This is a genomic window from Actinomadura meridiana (assembly GCF_039537545.1).
GTDB classification, from domain to species: Bacteria; Actinomycetota; Actinomycetes; order Streptosporangiales; family Streptosporangiaceae; genus Spirillospora; species Spirillospora meridiana.
In genome coordinates, this window is the sequence record NZ_BAABAS010000004.1 from 345,679 (window position 1) to 364,174 (window position 18,496).

At 74.7% G+C, this 18,496-nt stretch carries 19 protein-coding genes; 12 read left to right on the plus strand and 7 right to left on the minus strand.

Translation table 11 applies throughout. The features are described from left to right. The 3 genes from ABD808_RS05535 to ABD808_RS05545 form a co-directional block, all read right to left on the minus strand. A partial coding sequence (locus ABD808_RS05535) for an isochorismate synthase (RefSeq protein WP_344890804.1) occupies positions 1-980 on the minus strand: 980 nt, incomplete at its 3' end. A gap of 109 nt (positions 981-1,089) precedes the next feature. Then, positions 1,090-1,689: a biotin transporter BioY gene (locus ABD808_RS05540; RefSeq protein ID WP_344890807.1), complete on the minus strand. Its 600-nt coding sequence runs from the start codon at positions 1,687-1,689 to the stop codon at positions 1,090-1,092. Between the two features lie 117 nt (positions 1,690-1,806). After that, positions 1,807-2,550 carry a spermine/spermidine synthase domain-containing protein gene (locus tag ABD808_RS05545; RefSeq protein WP_344890810.1) on the minus strand — a complete coding sequence of 248 codons (744 nt, stop codon included), beginning with the start codon at positions 2,548-2,550 and terminating at the stop codon, positions 1,807-1,809. A 97-nt stretch (positions 2,551-2,647) separates the two neighbouring features. On the opposite strand from ABD808_RS05545, the gene ABD808_RS05550 reads away from it, so the two are divergent. Beyond that, positions 2,648-3,202, plus strand: coding sequence for a GNAT family N-acetyltransferase (locus ABD808_RS05550; protein WP_344890813.1), 555 nt, complete (start codon positions 2,648-2,650; stop codon positions 3,200-3,202). 24 nt (positions 3,203-3,226) lie between these two features. Continuing rightward, positions 3,227-4,189, plus strand: a complete 963-nt coding sequence (locus ABD808_RS05555; RefSeq protein ID WP_344890816.1) for a S1C family serine protease — start codon at positions 3,227-3,229, stop codon at positions 4,187-4,189. An 11-nt stretch (positions 4,190-4,200) separates the two neighbouring features. On the opposite strand, the gene ABD808_RS05560 is transcribed toward ABD808_RS05555, so the two are convergent. Next, positions 4,201-4,785 carry a TetR family transcriptional regulator gene (locus ABD808_RS05560; RefSeq protein ID WP_344890819.1) on the minus strand — a complete coding sequence of 195 codons (585 nt, stop codon included), beginning with the start codon at positions 4,783-4,785 and terminating at the stop codon, positions 4,201-4,203. Between the two features lie 66 nt (positions 4,786-4,851). Here ABD808_RS05560 and ABD808_RS05565 point away from each other — a divergent pair, with 66 nt between their 5' ends. Next, the gene (locus tag ABD808_RS05565) at positions 4,852-5,757 is read left to right on the plus strand and encodes an SDR family NAD(P)-dependent oxidoreductase (protein WP_344890822.1); all 906 of its coding nucleotides are present in this window, start codon (positions 4,852-4,854) and stop codon (positions 5,755-5,757) included. A gap of 129 nt (positions 5,758-5,886) precedes the next feature. Here ABD808_RS05565 and ABD808_RS05570 read toward each other — a convergent pair whose 3' ends face one another. Next, positions 5,887-6,291, minus strand: a complete 405-nt coding sequence (locus ABD808_RS05570) for a radical SAM family protein (protein ID WP_344890825.1) — start codon at positions 6,289-6,291, stop codon at positions 5,887-5,889. A gap of 259 nt (positions 6,292-6,550) precedes the next feature. On the opposite strand from ABD808_RS05570, the gene ABD808_RS05575 reads away from it, so the two are divergent. The 4 genes from ABD808_RS05575 to ABD808_RS05590 all read left to right on the plus strand — a co-directional run bounded on the left by ABD808_RS05575 (position 6,551) and on the right by ABD808_RS05590 (position 10,332). Beyond that, positions 6,551-8,173, plus strand: a complete 1,623-nt coding sequence (locus ABD808_RS05575; RefSeq protein ID WP_344890828.1) for a glycoside hydrolase family 10-like protein — start codon at positions 6,551-6,553, stop codon at positions 8,171-8,173. Between the two features lie 58 nt (positions 8,174-8,231). Next, complete coding sequence (locus ABD808_RS05580) at positions 8,232-8,429, plus strand: DUF3040 domain-containing protein (RefSeq protein ID WP_344890831.1); 198 nt, start codon at positions 8,232-8,234, stop codon at positions 8,427-8,429. Between the two features lie 353 nt (positions 8,430-8,782). Next, positions 8,783-9,190, plus strand: coding sequence for a YciI family protein (locus tag ABD808_RS05585; RefSeq protein WP_344890833.1), 408 nt, complete (start codon positions 8,783-8,785; stop codon positions 9,188-9,190). After that, positions 9,187-10,332 carry an RNA polymerase sigma factor gene (locus ABD808_RS05590; protein WP_344890836.1) on the plus strand — a complete coding sequence of 382 codons (1,146 nt, stop codon included), beginning with the start codon at positions 9,187-9,189 and terminating at the stop codon, positions 10,330-10,332. The genes ABD808_RS05585 and ABD808_RS05590 overlap by 4 nt, the downstream gene beginning before the upstream one ends. Before the next feature lie 253 nt (positions 10,333-10,585). Here the strand turns inward: ABD808_RS05590 and ABD808_RS05595 are convergent, their stop codons facing one another. Both ABD808_RS05595 and ABD808_RS05600 read right to left on the minus strand, forming a co-directional pair. Continuing rightward, on the minus strand, positions 10,586-11,719 hold the full coding sequence (locus ABD808_RS05595) for a helix-turn-helix transcriptional regulator (RefSeq protein ID WP_344890839.1): 1,134 nt from the start codon (positions 11,717-11,719) through the stop codon (positions 10,586-10,588). Between the two features lie 109 nt (positions 11,720-11,828). After that, the gene (locus ABD808_RS05600; RefSeq protein WP_344890842.1) at positions 11,829-14,603 is read right to left on the minus strand and encodes a hypothetical protein; all 2,775 of its coding nucleotides are present in this window, start codon (positions 14,601-14,603) and stop codon (positions 11,829-11,831) included. Positions 14,604-14,763: 160 nt separating this feature from the next. Here ABD808_RS05600 and ABD808_RS05605 point away from each other — a divergent pair, with 160 nt between their 5' ends. The 5 genes from ABD808_RS05605 (at position 14,764) to ABD808_RS05625 (ending at position 18,487) form a co-directional block, all read left to right on the plus strand. Continuing rightward, positions 14,764-15,573, plus strand: a complete 810-nt coding sequence (locus tag ABD808_RS05605; protein WP_344890845.1) for a hypothetical protein — start codon at positions 14,764-14,766, stop codon at positions 15,571-15,573. A 141-nt stretch (positions 15,574-15,714) separates the two neighbouring features. Next, positions 15,715-16,308: a TetR/AcrR family transcriptional regulator gene (locus ABD808_RS05610; RefSeq protein ID WP_344890848.1), complete on the plus strand. Its 594-nt coding sequence runs from the start codon at positions 15,715-15,717 to the stop codon at positions 16,306-16,308. Positions 16,309-16,424: 116 nt separating this feature from the next. Then, positions 16,425-16,802 (plus strand): YybH family protein, encoded by a 378-nt coding sequence (locus ABD808_RS05615; protein WP_344890851.1) that lies wholly within the window; start codon positions 16,425-16,427, stop codon positions 16,800-16,802. 146 nt (positions 16,803-16,948) lie between these two features. Beyond that, a complete protein-coding gene (locus ABD808_RS05620; RefSeq protein WP_344890854.1) occupies positions 16,949-17,893 on the plus strand; it encodes a sigma-70 family RNA polymerase sigma factor in 945 nt (314 codons plus the stop codon). 30 nt (positions 17,894-17,923) lie between these two features. Next, on the plus strand, positions 17,924-18,487 hold the full coding sequence (locus tag ABD808_RS05625) for a YdeI/OmpD-associated family protein (RefSeq protein WP_344890857.1): 564 nt from the start codon (positions 17,924-17,926) through the stop codon (positions 18,485-18,487). Positions 18,488-18,496 lie beyond the last annotated feature (9 nt).

The window sequence follows — 18,496 nt, forward strand, 5'->3', positions numbered from 1 at the left end:
GGGGGGGGGTGCAGGGCGGCGACGACGTCGAGGACGGACCGGTCGGCGGTGAGGCGGCCGCGGACGGGGGAGGCGAGGTGGGTGAGGTTGGGGAGGGTGAGGAGTTCGGGTTCGGCGGGGACGGTGAGGTGGTGGCAGAGGGGGGTGAGGGCGTCGCGGACCATGTCGGCGGCGTAGCGGTGTTCTTCGCGGTCTTTGGCGGAGGTGAACAGGCGGGTGGCGCGGGCGTGGTCGTCGGCGGGGTCGGTGCCGCGGGCGGTGGTGCCGGCGAGGACGAGGGATTCGATGTCGCCGCCGGTGCGGCGGATGAGGAGTTCGGGGGTGGCGCCGACCATGCCGTCGCAGGAGAAGGTGTAGCAGCGGGGGAAGCGGTGGGCGAGGCGGCGGAGCAGGACGCGGGTGTCGATGGGGGCGTCGGCGTGGGCGGTGAGGTCGCGGGCGAGGACGACTTTGCCGAGGTGGCCATGGTGGATGTGGTCGACGGCGGTGGCGACGGCCTGCTTCCAGGCGTGTTCGGGGAGGGCGCCGTCGTCCCAGCGCAGGCCGGTGGGGGTGCGGGGCGGGGTGGTGCGGGTGTGGGGGCCTGGGGTGTCGGCGGCGTGGGGGCCGATGGTGGTGAGCCAGGCGGTGCCGTCGCGGCGGCCGAGGACGCGGCGGGGCACGATGAGGGTGGACCCGGTGGAGGCGGGGTCGAAGGTGAAGGTGCCGAACGCGACGGGTCCGGTGCCGGGCGCGGCGATGGGGTCGTGGACGTCGGCGGCGTCGAACAGGTCGCGCAGGATGTGGGCGGCGGCGGCGATGCGGTCGGGCCCGGCGGGCAGGGTGACGCGGGTGGCCTCGCCCCAGCCGACGAGACCGTCGCCGTGGCGGATCCAGGCGAGCGCGTCGGGGTGGGGGAGGTGCGCGATGAGGTCGCCTGGGTCGGGAACCGGGACGGTGCGGACGGTGAGGTGGTCCTGTGCGGTCGCGGCGAGCTTCACGGCCCCACTGTACGACAGATTTGAACCTGTTCAAACGGTGGGGGGTGACGTGGACGCTGAGGCGTTCACCACAGGGGCGGTGTGCCCGCCCGTCCCGGTCCTATGCGGGTCAGCGGTCCCGGGTGCTGCCGGTTCCGGTGCCGGTGAGTTTCCACGCGGCGGGCAGCACGCAGGCGGCCAGCAGGACCTTCAGGGCGTCGCCCGCCAGGAACGGGGTCATCCCGAGTTCGACGGCGCGGCCCAGGCTGACGTGCAGGGACGCCATCAGGTAGGGGACGCCGACCGCGTAGATGATCACGGTTCCGGCGAGCATGGTCACGCCCGTGCGGGCCGGGGTGCGGTCGCCGCCGCGTTGCGCGAGACGCCCGACGACGGCGGCGGCGACGACGAAGCCGATGACGTAGCCGAGGGTGTGGATGCCGGTCCCGGACTCGCCGTCGGTGTACCAGGAGACGCCCGCGGCCCCGGCGAGCAGGTACAGCAGCATGCCGAGGGCGGCGCGGACGGGTCCGAGCGCGGCCCCGGCGAGCAGGACCGCGAAGGTCTGCCCGGTGACGGGCACGGGGGTGCCGGGCACGGGGACCGACAGTTGCGCGGCCAGGCCGGTGAACGCGGCGGCGCCGACGATGAGCGCGACGTCGCGGGCGAGGGCCCCGGGCAGCAGGTCGCCCAGGACGGCGGGACGCCGGGTTGCGTGGGCAGTGGCCACAGATCCTCCCAAACATGGTGTGTCAGGCCAAAAGGTAGCGAACGGCGCTCGTGGGGAGGATCAGGTGGGTGACAGAAACGGGCGACCCGGTTTTGCCGGGTCCGTCCCTTGACGTCCTCAGCGGGGGTCGGGTTCGCGGGCGAGGTAGATGACGTCGGGCTCGCCGCGCGGCACCGGCACGGCCCGCACCTCGACCCACCCGAACCGTCGCCGCAACAACGTCTCGAACTCCGGCGCCGCGTTCGCGCTCCACACCGCCAGCACCCCGCCCGGCGCGAGGCGCGCGGTCACCAGGTCGAGCCCGGAAGGGTCGTAGAGGCGGGCGTTGCCGGGCGTGACGGTCCAGCCGGGCCCGTTGTCGATGTCCAGGCACACCGCGTCGTACCGTTCCCCGTCGGGACGGGCGAGGACGTCGAGCAGGTCGGCGACCTCGACGGTGACACGGGAATCATCGACCGCCCCCCGCGACCAGGGCCGCAGAACAGTACGGTGCCAGCCGACCACCGCCGGTTCACGCTCCACCACAGTCACACGGTCGACGCGCGGCAGGGCGAGAGCCTCGGCCAGCGAGAACCCGACACCCAACCCACCGATCAACACCCGCACCGCCCCACCGGCCCCGCCCACCGCGGCGTCGCCGCCCGTGTCGACCGGCGTGTCGACCGGCGTGTCGACCGCTGTGTCGACCGCCGTGCGGACCAGGAGCCGTTCGGACTCGCCGTTGCGGGTGTCCATGAGGAACACCCCGTTGCTGATGATCTCGTAGTCGGCGCCGTCGCGGCGCAGTACCAGCTCGCCGCCGACACCGTCCGCGCGTTCCACCACCACGGGCCCGGCGGCCGTCCCAGAAACCCCACGCATGCCCCGCACCCTACGGCGTCCCGGGCGGTACCGCCGTCGCGGCACATCGGCGGCAGATCGGTGGCGGGCGGGAGCGGCCCGGACCTACCGTGGCCCCGTGGACGATCATGTGGAGTTGCGCGCGATGGCCGAGGCGGACCTCCCGTTCGTCGAGCGGCTGCGCACCGACCCGGACCTGGCCGGGCCGTTCCTGTGGGACGGCTGGCGCGACCCCCGGCGGTTCCGCCGCCGCTGGGAGCAGGACGGCTGGCTCGGCGCCGACACCGCCACGCTCGTGGTGACCGCCGACACCGACCCGATCGGTGTCGTGTCGTACCGGCGGATCACGATGGCCGGGGTCGCGTGGTGCTGGAGCATCGGGATCTCGCTGATGCCCGAGGCGCGCGGCCGGGGGATCGGCGCGCGGGCGCAGCGGACGCTGGTGGAGTACCTGTTCGTCTACACCCTGGCGCACCGGGTCCAGGCCGAGACCGACGTCGACAACATCGCCGAGCAGCGCGCCCTGGAGAAGGCGGGGTTCACGCGGGAGGGCGTCATCCGCGGCTACGCGTTCCTGGGCGGCGGGTACCGCGACGAGGTCCTGTACAGCGTCCTGCGGCACGAGATGCCACCGGGCGGGAACACCTTCCCCCCACCCGGGGTTACCGTGTAATGGTGTAATCATTCGGGAGGTGTCATGGTCTCCGACCCCCAGGACGGCGCGCCGCTGGACGCCTACTCCCGTGTCGTGTCCGCCGTCGCGCGGGAGCTGACCCCGCGGGTGGCGGCGCTGCGGGTGCGGCACCGGCGCGGCGAGGGCGCCGGGTCGGCGGTGTCGTTCACCGGCGACGGGTTCCTGCTCACCAACGCGCACGTGGTGGGCGACGCGTCGGGCGGGCAGGTCGCGTTCGCCGACGGGGCGAGCGCCGCGTTCACCGTCGTCGGCACCGACCCGCTGTCGGACCTGGCGGTGGTCCGCGCCGACGGGCCCGTCCCCGACCCGGTCACCCTCGGCGACAGCGACGCCCTGGTCGTCGGGCAACTGGTCGTGGCCGTCGGGAACCCGCTCGGCCTGTCGGGGTCGGTGACGGCGGGCGTGGTGTCGGCGCTCGGCCGGTCCCTGCCCGCCTCGCAGCCCACCCGCACCGGCACCGTCGCCCGCGTCATCGAGGACGTCATCCAGACCGACGCGGCCCTCAACCCGGGCAACTCCGGGGGCGCGCTCGCCGACTCCCACGGCCGGGTCGTCGGCGTCAACACCGCCGTCGCCGGGTTCGGGCTGGGCCTGGCGGTGCCGATCAACGCGACGACGCGCCGCATCATCGGCGCGCTGATCCGCGACGGCCGGGTCCGCCGCGCGTTCCTCGGGCTGGTCGCCGCGCCGGTCCCGGTCCCGGCGGCGCTGCGGCCGAGGGTCGGGCAGGACGAGGCGTTGCGGGTGGCCGAGGTCGTGCCGGGCAGCCCCGCCGACCGGGCCGGGCTGCGCCGCGGCGACCTGGTGCTGACGGCGGGCGGCGCGCCGGTGTCGACCGCGCAGTCGGTGCAGCGGCTGATGTTCGCCGAGGCGATCGGTCGTCCGCTGCCCATCACGGTGCTGCGCAACGACGCGATGGTCGACGTGATCGCCGCGCCCGTCGAACTGAACGCCGAACGCGCCTGACCGTCAGGCGTTCAGCTTTGCGGGCGCAGGGCGGTGAACGCGCGGTCGAGCAGTTCGGCGTGGTCGAGGGCGCCGTCCGAGCGCAGCCACGCGCGGTTGGCGGCGTCCAGCGCCGCGCCCGCCGCGCCGGTCAGCAGGTCGGCGGTGAAGGCGTCCAGCCCGCCGCGGGCCAGCAGCGCCGCCGCGATCCGCTCGCGCATCTGCTCCCGTTTGACGTGCAGCCGTGCCCGCAGCGCCGGGGTCGTCTCGATCAGCCGTAGCAGCGCCGGGTCGGGGTGCGCGGCGCGGATCGGTTCCCGCCAGTCGTGCAGGACCGCGCGCAGGCACTCCCACGGCGGTTCGCCCGCCGGGCGGGCGGTGACGGCGTCGGCGACACGACCGGCGACGTCCTCGGCGTCGCCGAACACAGCGTCCTCCTTGGACGGGAAGTAGCGGAAGAAGCTGCGCCGTGACACGCCCGCCGCGGCGGCGATGTCGTCGACGGTCGTGTCGTCGAAGCCCCGTTCGACGAACAGGCCGATCGCCGTGGCCGCCAGTTCGGCCCGTACCGCGCGCCGGGTCCGTGCCCGCAGCCCCGATCCGTCCCCATTCGTCACGCATCGAGGATACGTTACGGCACCTGGTACTGTTTGTGGCACTGAGTGCCATTTAGGAGGTCGGCGGTGGAGTTGCGGGGCAGGACGGCGCTGGTGACGGGCGGCACCGGCGGGATCGGCAAGGAGACGGCGCGGGGCCTGGCCGCGCTCGGCGCCCACGTGATCGTGGTCGGCCGCGACCCCGCCCGCGCCGAGGCCGCCGTCCACGACCTGACCCGCGACTCGACGGCGACGGCGACCCCGGGGGCGGGGGTCACGGCCCTCACCGCCGACCTGACCACCCTGGACGGCGCGCGCGTCCTGGCCGAGCGGGTCGCCGCCGACCACGACCGGCTCGACGTCCTGGTCAACAACCTCGGCGGCGCGCACCCCCGCCGCGTCCTCACCGCCGACGGCGTCGAGGCCACCTTCGCCACCAACGTTCTGGCCCCCTACGCCCTGACCTGCCGGCTTCTGCCGCTGTTGCGCGCCGCCGGGACGGCCCGCGTCGTCAACCTGACCGGCGGCATCCCCGGCGGCCCCCTGGACCTGGGCAACCTCCAGGGCGAGAAGACCTACCTCGGGTGGAGGTTCTCCCAGTACAACCACGCCAAGACCGCCCTGATGGCGATGAGCCGCCACCTGGCCGCGTCCCTGGCCAGCAACGGTTCACCCGGCGTCACGGTGAACGTCGCTTACCCCGGCCACGCCTACACCCCCGGCAACCGGACCCTGCCCATGTCCGCGTTCCCCTACGTGTACCGCCCGCTGGTGCCGCTGCTGCGCCTGCTCGGCCCCCGCCTGATGGGCGACGCCGCCCGAGCCACCCGCTCCTCCCTCTACCTGGCCGCCGACCCCGCCATGGACGGCGTCACCGGCGTCTACGTCAACGCCCAGACCCGCCGCGTCCCCTGGCCCGCCTCCGTCCTGGACGAACGCGCCTGCGACACCGTCTGGGACCTGTGCCACCACCTCTCCACCCTCACCCCCTGACCCCTCCGCCCGCCGCGCACCCCCGTCGGGCGGGCGGAGGGCCACGGACCCGGCGGAGAGGCCACGAACCTGGAAGAGCCCCCCCGCGCGGGTCCCGCGCGGGATCACGACCGGGGTCACGGCGCGGGGTCACAGCAGTGACAGCTGCCGTGGGGGTTCGGGCGGCGGCTCGGGAGTGGGGCGCGCGAGGGTGGGACGGCGGGCGGCGCGGTCGGCGACGCCGTAACGGGACGCCAGGTCGGCGACCTGCTGGGAGATGCCGTCCTGGTACTCCTTGGGCGCGTAGGCGCCGTTCCCGTACAGGCGCGCGTAGGGGACGACGAGGTGCGGGTGGTGCGCGCGCAGCCACCCCAGGAACCATTCGCGGGCGCCGGGCCGCAGGTGCAGCGTGATCGGCGACACCCAGGTCGCGCCCGCCTCGGCGATCGCCCGGACGGCCGCGTCGAGCTGGGCGGGGGAGTCCGACAGGTACGGGATGACCGGGCCCATCAGGACACCGCAGTCGATGCCCGCCGCGTTCAGCGTCGCGCACACCCCCAGCCGGCGCCGCGGCGCCCCGCTCGATCAGCGGCGGCGCCGGGCCGGGGTCGCCGTCCAGCCGCAGATGGTCCCAGCGCACCCCCGACCTCCTTCGAACATGTGAGCGATGAATCGCCCGGCCAGTATGGAACGCATGTTCGAAGATCGCAAGGTGGGGGCAGGTGAAACGGGACGAAAGGGGAGGACACGGGTGTCCTGGGTGTGGTGGCGTTTCGTACGTGGCATCGCAACGGGTGCGTAACAATGGGCCGCTATGGCATCGCGATCCAGGATCCGGACGGTGGCCGCCGCCCTGCTGGCGGGAATCTCGGCGGGCGCGGTCGCCGGCTGCGGCATCAGCGCGCTCGGCGGCGAGGGCGGCCGCCGCTCGGGCGGGCCCGTCCCGCCCGGCGCCAAGGCCGAGTGCCCGGGTGTGGCGGCGCCGGGCGGCGAGCGGGACCGGCAGGTGCGCGCGATGTGGATCGCCACCGTCGCCGGGATCGACTGGCCCAAGGACACCGACGACACCGCCGCCGAGCAGCGCGCCCAGTTCGTCCGGCTCCTCGACACCGCCACCAGGATGAACATGAACGCGGTGGTCGTCCAGATCCGCCCCAACTCCGACGCCTTCTACCCGTCCCCGTACGAGCCGTGGTCACAGTGGATCACCGGGACGCAGGGCAAGGACCCCGGCTACGACGTCCTGGCGTTCATGCTCAAGGAGGCCCACGCCCGGAACCTGGAGTTCCACGCCTGGTTCAACCCCTACCGCGTCTCCCGCCAGGACGACCTGAAGAAGCTCGCCCCCACCAGCCCCGCCCGCCAGCACCCCGACTGGGTCCGCAAGTACGGCACCGGCCTGTGGTACGACCCGGGCCTCCCGCAGGTCCGTGACCTGGCCACCCGCGCCGTCATGGACGTCGTCGACAAGTACGACGTCGACGCCGTCCACTTCGACGACTACTTCTACCCCTACCCCGAGGGCGGCGAGTTCCCCGACAAGGCCACCTACAAGGCCCACGGCGGCGGCCTGGACAAGGGCGACTGGCGCCGCCGCAACGTCGACACCCTCGTCCAGTCCCTGTCGGAGAAGATCCACGCCGCCAAACCGTGGGTGCGGTTCGGGATCAGCCCCTTCGGCGTGTGGCGCAACGCCAGCACCGACCCCGCAGGGTCACCCACCCGGGCCCTCCAGAGCTACGACGACATCTACGCCGACACCCGCGGCTGGATCAAGAAGGGCTGGATCGACTACGTCACCCCCCAGCTGTACTGGCCGATCGGCGACCCCCGCGCCGACTACGCCGAACTCGTCCGCTGGTGGGCCGACCAGGTCAAGGGCACCAGCGTGCACCTGACCATCGGGCAGGGCGCCTACCGCGTCGGCACCGGCGGCCCGTGGAACAAACCCGCCGAACTGTCCCGCCACCTCACCCTGAACGCCAAATACCCGCAGGTCCGTGGTGACGTGTTCTTCAGCGCGTCCGACCTCGCCAAGAACCGCCGCGGGTTCGCCGACCGGCTCCGCAAGGACCACTACGCCCACCCCGCCATCCCGCCCGCCGCCGACCCCGCCGGGACGAAGGGCGACCCGTCCACCGGCGCGCCACCCGCCGTCCAGAACACCGCCGCCACCGCTTCTGGCGGCGGCGTGAAGGTCACCTGGCGGCCCGCGCAGGGCGCCGCGTCCTACGCGGTGTACCGGGTGGACGGCGAACACCCCGGCTGCGCAGCCCCCGACCCCGACCGGCTCGTCACCGGCGCCCGCGGCCCCGGCGTCGTCGACACCGCCGCCGAACCCGGCCGCACCTACACCTACTACGTCACCGCCCTGGACCGCCTCCACCACCAGAGCGGACCCGGACGCGGCGCCACCGTCACCGCCCCCCAGCGATAGGGATAATGATCATGCTCAGCGGGGAGGATGCAGACATCTGACCCCCGGAGGTATCAGCATGGCGCTGTCGATGGAGGAGCAGCGGATCCTCACGCAGATCGAGGTCCGCCTGAGCGAGGACGAACCACGGCTGGCCCATCGCCTCGCCCGACTCGGCGCCCCCCGCCGCCGAACACGCACCATCATCCTCGCGGCGGCCGCCATCATCATCGTCCTCGCCGCGATCGGCGCCGCCACCGCCGCGGCCGTCCTATGACCCGCCGCCTCTAGATCCTGGACACGGCGGCCCTGGTTGGTTCTTTCCGTGCCTCGGCCCAGGTGACGCCACGGTTGTCGGTCGTTTCTTCGGTGGACGGTGCCGCCCGCCATGCCCGCGTGTGCGGGCGGCGCCGTTCCCGTCTTGAGTTGTTGGTGTGGGTCGTCCGGCGGTCGGTCTCGGTGTGACGCCCTGGGGCGTGGTTGTCGTGTTTCGTCGTGGTCGGGGAGCGGGTTTGGGTGGCGGGATGATTTCTCGCTAATTTTTCGTCCCGGGTGTCGAAAACGTGGTGTCGGCTCCGTCCCAGGGGCATCAGCGGCCACGACCGGCCGCCACGACGAAGGAGAACCACGATGAAATACCTGCTGCTGAAGCACTACCGAGGCGGCCCGGCCCCGACCGTCGACTTCGGGACGATGGACCAGTGGACGCCCGACGAGATCGACGCGCACATGCGGTTCATGCGCGACTTCGCCGCCCGCCTCGAAGAGACCGGTGAGTTCGTCGACGGCCAGGCCCTGGCACCCGAGGGCGCGTTCGTCCGGTACGACGGCGAGGGACGCCCACCCGTGACCGACGGCCCCTTCGCCGAGACCAAGGACCTCATCGCCGGGTGGTTCGCCATCGACGTCGAGTCCTGGGACCGCGCCGTCCAACTCGCCGGGGAACTGTCGGCCGCGCCCGGGCCGCGCGGCGAACCCATCTACGAATGGCTCGAGGTCCGGCCGTTCCTCACCGAGCCGCCCACGGTCACCGAGTGAACGAGCCACCGCTGCGGGAACTGGTGCCCGCGGTGATCGGCGTCCTCGTCCGCCGCGGAGCCGACTTCGCGTCGGCCGAGGACGCCGTGCAGGAAGCCCTCATCCGAGCCCTGGACACCTGGCCGGACGACCCGCCCCGCGACCCCAAGGCGTGGCTCGTCGCCGTCGCGTGGCGCCGGTTCCTCGACGCCGCCCGCGCCGACACCGCGCGGGCCGGACGCGAACTCGCCGTGCACGCCGAACCGCCCGCCGGAACGGCGCCCGCCGCCGACGACACGCTGCGGCTCTACTTCCTGTGCGCGCACCCCACCCTGCCGCCCGCCGCCGCCGTCGCGCTGACACTGCGGGCGGTCGGCGGACTGACCACACGGCAGATCGCGGCGGCGCACCTGGTCCCCGACGCGACGATGGCGCAGCGGATCAGCCGCGCCAAACGGCGGATCGCGGGCCTGCCCCTCGACCAGCCCGGCGACCTCGCGACGGTGCTGCGCGTCCTCTACCTCGTCTTCAACGAGGGATACGGCGGAGACGTCGACCTGGCCGCCGAGGCGATCCGCCTCACCCGCCAGCTCGTCGCCCTCACCGACGAACCCGAGGTCACCGGGCTGCTCGCGCTCATGCTGCTGCACCACGCGCGGCGCGCCTCCCGCACCGGCCCGGACGGGCGGCTGATCCCGCTCGGCGAGCAGGACCGGTCCCGTTGGGACACCGCCCTGATCGCCGAGGGTGTCATGATCCTTCAGGCCACGCTGGCCCGCGACCGGCTCGGCGAATACCAGGCGCAGGCCGCGATCGCCGCCTTGCACGCCGACGCCCGCACCGCCGCCGAGACCGACTGGGTGCAGATCGTCGAATGGTACGACGAACTGCTGGCCCTCACCGGCAGCCCCGTCGTGCGACTCAACCGCGCGGTCGCCGTCGGAGAGGCCGACGGGCCACGCGCCGGGCTCGCCGCGCTCACCGGCGTCGACCCCGACCTGCCCCGCCACACCGCGGTGACCGCGTACCTGCGGGAACGCGCCGGTGACCTGGAACAGGCCGCCGACCTCTACGCCGACGCGGCCCGTGTCGCCACCAGCGTCCCCGAGCGCAACCACCTCACGCGGGAGGCGGCGCGGATCCGGCAACTGCTGCGCGCGTGAGGTGGTTGTTGTCCGTGGGGACGCGAACGCCGATGCCCCGGCGAGGACATCCTCGCCGGGGCATCGGCGTTCAAGCCGGTGTGGTGGTCGCCTCACGGCGAAAGGCACAACGAAGCTCCAGCCCGGACCGCATGGGACCGGCGGTATTCCCCGAAGGCGTCAGGTAGAGCCCGGGGGACACATGCCACACCGACGTATCCACTGTAACGTCTCCGCGGCGGTGTTCCCGCCCACCCCCACCCGGACACGCCGGTCAGGCCTGCAACGGGCAGCGATCCACCACCCACATCTCCTCATCATCCCCCGGCGGGGACGGCGGCGGCTCGTCGGTCAACCGGTCCAGATGCCACTCGATGTGCGCCAGCGGGCCCCGCCACCCCGCCAGCAGATCCGCCAGCGGACGCGGCGGCCCCGGCGGCCCGTACAGGCGCGGGTCGGGCAGCTCGTCCTCCCACAGCGCGTCGTCGCAGTCGGCCGCCCAGTGCGCCACCGACGACAGCACGTCCTCCAGATCACGGGCCACCTCGCCCAGCGACCGCAGCGCCATCGCGTCCTGGATCATCCGCTCCCGCGCGTCGTAGGGCAGCTCCCGGTCGAACTCGGGCGGGAACCACGGGCGGCGCCCCGCCAGCACCGGCTCCTCCCCGGTCGCCGCCGACCGGACCGCCGCCGCCTGCCACCGCGTCCACTCCGCCAGATGCCCCAGCACCCCGCGCAACGCCGCCGCACCCGACCCGGACGGGACGGCCTCGGCCGCCGCGTCCCGCAGCCGCGACCGCACATGCGCCAACCGGTCCAACGTCCACAACCGCGCCCGCGCCGCGCCCGCCGGGCCCCGCGGCCCTGCCCCGCCTCCCGGTCCGGCGGTGGGACGCGGGGTCGGCACCCGCAACGCCGCCATCAGGTCGTCCAGGTCACGGACGTGCGCGGAGCGGCCCGACAGGAACGCCGCGCCGATCCGGTCCAGCCGGAACATTCGCGGCCCGTCCCGCATCCGGCACCACCCCACCAGGTACTCGCCGTAGGGGGCGACGACCAGGCCGTGGGCCTCCACGTCGCGGACGCTGCGCGCCCCCGCCTGGTCGGTGTAGGACAACCGCACCACGCGGCGCGTCCGGACGGCCTCGGTGAGGGTGTCGCGGACCGGGCCCGTCAACGACTCCGCCTCGGTCAACGGCGCGGGCCCGGGAGCGGCCTCGGGTAGCGCGTACCCGCGTCCCGGCCGCGACCGCACCGGCAACCCGCCGTGCGTCAGTAACTCCACGTCACGGCGGACCGTCCGTTCGCTGACCCCGAGCCGCCCCGCCAGCGCCGCCGCGTCCAGCGGGTCGGGTGAGGCCGCGCGGAGCTCGGCGACGAGCGCCAGCAACCGGTCGACACGATCCACGTGTCCATCGTGACCGCGCCCACCGACATTCCGGCGTCCCGCCGGGGGCCCAAATCCCCTACGGGCAAGGGGAATCGGGCCCCACGGAAACCCCGCCGCCGCCCTTGGTTCAGCGGCCCGCCAGCTCGGCGGCCAGGCCCTCGAAGTCGGCGGCCGTCAGCGACAACGCGCTCCCGATCGCCTGCGTCGCCTCCGCGCTGCCCAGATGCCGCGTCGCCGCCCGGTCCAGATACGCCTCCACCAGCCGCGCGCCGGTCAGGCGGCCCCGCGGGCGCAACGTCCCCACCTCGCGGTTCACCACCGTCCAGGCGTCCGACCCCAGCCGCAGCCGCCGCTCCTCGGCCAGCAGACCCACCAGCGCCGACCGCGCCGCCGCCTCACCCAGGTCCGGCAGCCGCACCGCCCGCAGATCGGTCACCAGCTCCGGGGACGCCGCCGACAACTCACCCACCCGGTCCGGCTCGCACGTGCCCAGCAGCGCCGTGTCGTTGACGCCCTCCAACCGCGTCCGGTACAGCGCCGACGCGTACGACGGGCCCTGCGCCTCGTCCAGGATCAGGCTGTCCAGGCCGTCCAGCAGCAGGACGTGCCCGGCGTGCTCGTCCAGCACCGCGCGCAGCCCCTCCGGGCCGCCCTCGCGCAGGTCCTCGGCGTGGGCGGCGTGCACCTCGCCGCTGGAGGCCTCCACCTCCGCCAACGCGGCCGCGACCATCCGCGCCAGCCGCCGCTGACCGCTGGACGGCGTCCCGATCAGCAGCAACGCGGGCGCCGACGCGCTGGACACCTGCTGCCCGCGCAACCGCCGCGCCCACTTGCCGCGCCGCCGCACCTCCGTCACGACCCGTTCGATGTCGTCGGCGCCGCACAGGAACCGGATCCCGTACGCCTCGGCGACCTGCGGGCTGTGCTCGCGGGCGGGCGCGGGCGGCAGCGGGGGAAGCGGCTCGGGCACCGGCGCGGGCGGCGGCGGCAAGTCCGCGTGCGGAACCGGCTCAGGCCCGGGCGGCACGAGCGGGGCAGCGGCCGGGACGGAGGGCGGAGCCGGGGGAGGTGGCGGGGGTGGCGCGTCCGCGCCGGGCCAGGCCGGGCCCCGGTCGAGCTGGGTCTTGAACGCGTCGGTGTCCAGCTGCGTCCGCCGCGCGTCGTCGGGCCACACCGGCTCCTCCACCGGACGCGACGGCTCGGGCACCGGCGCCGGGGGAGGAGGCGGCGGTGGCGGGGGAGGCGCGGACTGCGCGGCTGGCTGTGCCGCTGGCTGCGCGGCGGGTCGCGCGGGGGGCGGCTCGTACGGCGGCTGGACGGGCGGCGGTTCCGGTGCCACCGGCGGCGGCACCGGCACGGCGGGCGGCGGAGCCGACGGCGGCGGGGCGGGCGCGACGGCGGGCGGCGGGCCAGGCGTGTCCCGCTTCGGCTCGGGCACCGGAGCCACCGGCTGGTCGGCGCCGCCGCCCGCGGCGCGCTCGGCCGCCAGATGCTCGCGGGCCGCCTTGATGATGTCCCACGCCGACAGCTCGTCCGTCGACGGCGGCGTGTGCAGCGCCGGGGACATCAGCTCCGCCGCCACCGCCTGCGGCACCACGAACCCCGTCGACGGCGGCGGGACCTGCGCCAACCGGCACCACGTCAACCCCAACGTGTACGTGGTCGCCAGGAGCGCGGCCAGCGCGTCGGCGTCGTCGCCGCGCAACGCGTCCGGCAACCGCCCGTCGCGGGGCCACAGCGACCGCAGCGGGTTCGCCGGGTCGGCCAGCACCGCCTGCAACGTGCGGGCGCTGTCGGGGTCCAGCCACCGTTGCAGCGCCGGGACCGCGCCCGGCGCGACCTGGAGGTCGGCGGCCAGCACCGCGATCCCGGCGCGGCGGACCTCGTCGTGCCCGCGTCCCGGCACCGCCGGACGCGGCCCCGTCAACCCCGCCACCGCCTGTTGCAGGTCGTACAGGGCCAGCCGCAGGAACTCCCCGGGCGCGGTGTCACGCACCATCGTCGTGGCGTACTCGGCGGGGCAGCGGCGCCGCCACTCCTGCACGATCGCGCCCGGCCCGTACCGGACGGTCGCCATGTCCTGGTTCACCATCCGCAGCGACGCCGCCGTCACCGCCGCCAGCGCGTCCGCGCCGGGACGGAACCGCGGGTCGGCCTGCAACCCGGCGGCGACCTCGTACATCACGCGGGCGATGTGGGCGGCGCCGCCGCCGTCGCCCGCGCCGAGCCGGTGAATGTAGTACCCGGCCAGCGTCGCGAAGTCGGGCGGCATCATCCAGTGCAGCTGCTCGGCCGACGTCGTCAGGAACGGGATGAACGACTCGATCAGCGGATGCTCGGTCAACGCCACCGGCGACCCCGCGCACCACAGCAGCGCGCCCCACGCGGCGGCGACCGTCGACGGGGTGCCCGGCTGGAACATCGGGTCGCGTTGCGTGAACTGCTGCGGGTCGACGGCCAGCGCGGTCGTGAGGGCCTGGGCGATGCGCGCCACGACCGCGGTGTCGGGGACGGGCCCGAGGAACCCCAGCGGCGCGACCCGCCCGGCCGACAGGTCCGGGCCGGTCGGGTACATCTGCGGCGGGACGGGCGGCGTCCCCGCCCCGCGCGGCGCGGGCACCGCGACCCGGCGGTCCTCGGGGTCGGCGGGCGGCGGGCACGGATGCCACGCGCCGTCCAGCCCGCACCGGTACCAGCGGCCCCACGCCCCGTACAGCCACCACTCCCCGGCGCCCCACAGCATCCGCGCGGCGATCTGGGCGGCGCGGTCGGCGGGCGGCGCGGTCTGCCACCAGGGGGAGGCGACCAGCTCGCGCACATTGCCCTCGACCGACGCGAACAGGTCCCCGCTCGGGCCGCCTCCGGTTGCGCCGGGCCCCGCCCCGGCCGCCTGCCAGCTCATCCGGCGATAGTAGTCGCCCAAGGCGAACCGACCGGCACGTACCGACACAACCCCGGCCCCCGCCTGGGCGCCGTCCCGGGCGGAGTGGCCGACGCCACCGGAAAAGGGGTGTCCGGGCCGCCGCGGAGATTTCTACACTCCATGATTGCGGAGGCGAATCATGGACACCCCCACACTGCTCACCCATCTGCGGACCCACGACACCGCCCTCGCCCTGCCACGGGGAGGGTCCCTGCGGTGGGACGACGCCGACGTGCACCGCGCCGCCCACACCACCGACGCCGAGGGGTACGCGCTGCTGTGCCTGGCGCCCGGCGTGCGGCACTGGCAGCGCGCCCGCGTGCTGCTGCAGATCCTGGCCGCCTCCCAGGCCGGGCTGGACGCCCCCACCCGCGACGTGCTGGCCCGGTCCGCCCGCGTCCTGACGCTGGGCGTGCCGCCCGCGCACGTCATCACCGCGCTGCTCGCGCTGCGGCGGTTGCGCGCCAACCACAAGCACACCACCCGCGCTGTGCTGCGGTTCGTCCTGGAACATCCCGCCGCCGACACGCTCATCGCCGCGCGCCGCCGCCCACTGCTGGACTGCTTCGAGCACGCCCTGGGCACCGCCACCGCCCGCGGCTGCGCCCGCCGCATCAACGACGGCGACGTCGCCTCGGACTACCTGCGGCGCCGCCTGCTGCGGTTCCTCACCGCGCCCGCCGACGAGCCCGACGCCCTGTCGGCAGCCGTGTCCGCCCGCGTCCGCGCTCTCTACACCGCCGAATCGACCGAGGCCACCGCCGGGGGACTGCCGGACGAACCCGTCCTGCCGGTGGACGCCGCCCCCGCCCCGGACGGCCACGCCGAACCGCCGCCGCCCTGGACGTTCGGGCACAACGGCACCCCGTGGCCGCGCGCCGTCCTTCGCGCCCACCTGGACGCCCTCGACCGGCAGGCCGACGGCCTGACCACCGACGTAGCCGCCTGACCCCCACACGGCCGCCTGGCCACGGACAGGGCCGCCTGCCCCCCGCACGCCGTCCCGCCCGTGGATAGAGTGGGCGTTCGCCCACCCGGATGCCCCGATCGGAGGACACACGGGACGGGCTGGACGGGAAGGGACGCGACGGTGCCGACCGGGGTGCACATCCGCGACGCGCGCGAGCAACTGTTCGCTGCCGCCGAGCGCGTCCTGCTACGGGACGGGCCCAGCGCCCTGACCAGCCGGGCCGTCACCACCGAGGCGGGCTGCGCCAAAGGCGTCCTGCACCGGCACTTCCCCGACTTCGACGCCTTCCTCACCGACCTCGTCCTGGACCGCATCCACCGGATGGACGCGCAGGCCGCCGAGCTGCGCGCCGCCGCCGGGACCGGCACCGTCACCGGCAACCTCACCGACGCGCTCACCATCGTGTTCGAGTCGGTCGCCGTCGCGATCGTCGCGCTCGTCACCTTCCGCGACGAGTTGCGCGTCCGGCTGCGGCAGGCCAGGACCACCGGCGGCGTGCCCGTCGTGACCGAGGCCGCCGACATGATCGCCCGCTATCTGGACGCCGAACGCGACCTCGGCCGCATCGCCGCGGACGCCGACGTCGCCACCCTCGCCGCCACGCTGATCGGGGCCGGGCACCTGCTGTTCGCCGACCGCGGGTCCGGGCCGCCCGACGCCGCGTCCGTCCACCGGACGGTCACCACCGTCATCGCCGGAGCCCTGCCCCACTGACCCCGGGCCGGTCCATAACTGTGGGTTCTGGGTCTGAGCAGAAACATCTCTTGGACTTCTCGTAATAGGGCGTTCACCATGGAAGGGACAGCGACCGCGACGCAGGGGGGACGACCATGACAGGCCACGAGAGGGCCATGCGGCCCGAGGACATCACCCGGCTGTTCGTCGAACGCTCCAACGCCGGAGACGCCGCCGGAGTCGCCGCGCTCTACGAACCCGACGCGGTCCTCGCCTACCCGCCCGGCTCCCAGACCGTGGGACGCGCCGCGATCCAGGCGCTGTGGGAGAAGGTGCTGGCCGACCGCCCCCACTTCGAACCCGAGGAACCGCTGCCCACCCTCGTCAACGGCGACCTCGCCCTCACCTCCACCCCGCCCCGCGACGGCGCCGGAGCCCGCGCGCAGGTCGTGCGCCGCCAACCCGACGGCAGCTGGCTCCGCGCCCTGGACCAGCCCGAGTTCACCGCCCCGACCAGCGGCGGAGACGCCTGAACCCCGCCCGGTCATGCCGGTAGGCTGCCCATAGTCGGCTCATCGACGCTCGTGGCGTTCCCGTCGGATCCCCGGCCCGCCTCCCCTTCTCGCCGTTCATCGCCATCACCACGACGCAGACGGATCGCGACGAGGAAAGGTGACCGATGGACGAGCACGGCGCCCCGGCCGACGAGCTGGCCGAGCAGTTCGAGACGCACCGCGCGCGGCTGCGCGGGGCGGCCTACCGCATGCTGGGCTCGGCCGGTGAGGCCGACGACGCCGTCCAGGAGGCCTGGCTGCGGCTGACCCGCACCGACCCCGGCGGCATCGACAACCTGGAGGCGTGGCTGCGGACCGTCGTGTCCCGCCTGTGCCTGGACATGCTGCGCTCCCGCGCGTCCCGCCGCGAGGACCCCTACGACGCGCACGCGCCCCTGGTGGCCCGCGACGGCGATCCCGAACACGAGACCGAACTCCTCGACCAGGTCGGCCGCGCCATGCTCGTCGTCCTGGACACCCTCGGCCCCGCCGAACGTGTCGCGTTCGTCCTGCACGACGTGTTCGCCGTCCCGTTCGCCGAGATCGCCGCGATCCTCGACCGGACGCCCGTCGCCGCCAAGAAACTCGCCAGCCGCGCCCGCCGCCGCGTCCACGGCCGCGCCGGTGGCGCCCCCGCCCTTCCCGCCGCCGAACTCGCCCGCCGTCGCCGCGCCGTCGAGGCGTTCCTGGCCGCCGCCCGCGACGGCGACCTCGACGCGCTGCTGGCCGTGCTGGCGCCCGACGTCATCCGCCGCGCCGACCCCGCGTTCCTGCCCCCGGGCGGCGCCGCCGTCGCGCGCGGCGCCGACACCGTCGCGCGGGAGGTGCGGCTGTTCGGCCGCGGCGCCCGCCACGCCGCGCTCGCCCTGATCGACGGCACGGTCGGCGCCGTCGTCGCGCCCCACGGCAGGCTCCGGGTCGCGCTGGCCATCACCGTCGGCGACGACGGCCGCGTCACCGCCTACGAGGTGATCGGCGACCCCGCCCGCCTGGCCCGCCTCGACCTCGCCGTGCTGGACCCCGTCGTCCCGGACTCCGCCGACTCGGACCCGGCCGTCCCGATGGCCTGAGCAGGGGCGACCGTGCATGATGCTGGGACGATGATGCACTTCGCCGACGCCGCCCACTGGGAGACCTGGCTCGCCGACAACCACGACACCAGCGACGGCGCCTGGCTGAAGATCGCCAAGAAGGGCGCCCCCGTCACGTCCCTCACCATCGTGGACGCGCTGGAGGTCGCGTTGTGCTACGGCTGGATCGACAGCCAGCGCAAAGCCCTGGACGCCCACTTCTACCTCCAGCGGTACTCGCGGCGCCGCAGGGGCGGCCCCTGGTCGCGGATCAACGTCGAACGCGCCGAGACGCTGATCGCCGCCGGGCGGATGCGGCCGCCCGGCCTCGCCGAGATCACCGCCGCCCGCGCCGACGGACGCTGGGACGCCGCCTACGCCGCGCAACGCGACGTGACCGTCCCACCCGACCTCGTCGAGGCGCTCGCCGCGCACCCCGAGGCCGCCGCCCGGTTCGACCGCCTCGACAAGACCGCCCGCTACCAGATCATCCTGCCGCTGCTGAAGACCCGCACCCCCGCCGGACGCGCGGCCCGCGTCACCAGGACCATCACCGACCTGCTGGACGCCCCGCCCCCTGATCGAGCACGCTGACCGAACCCG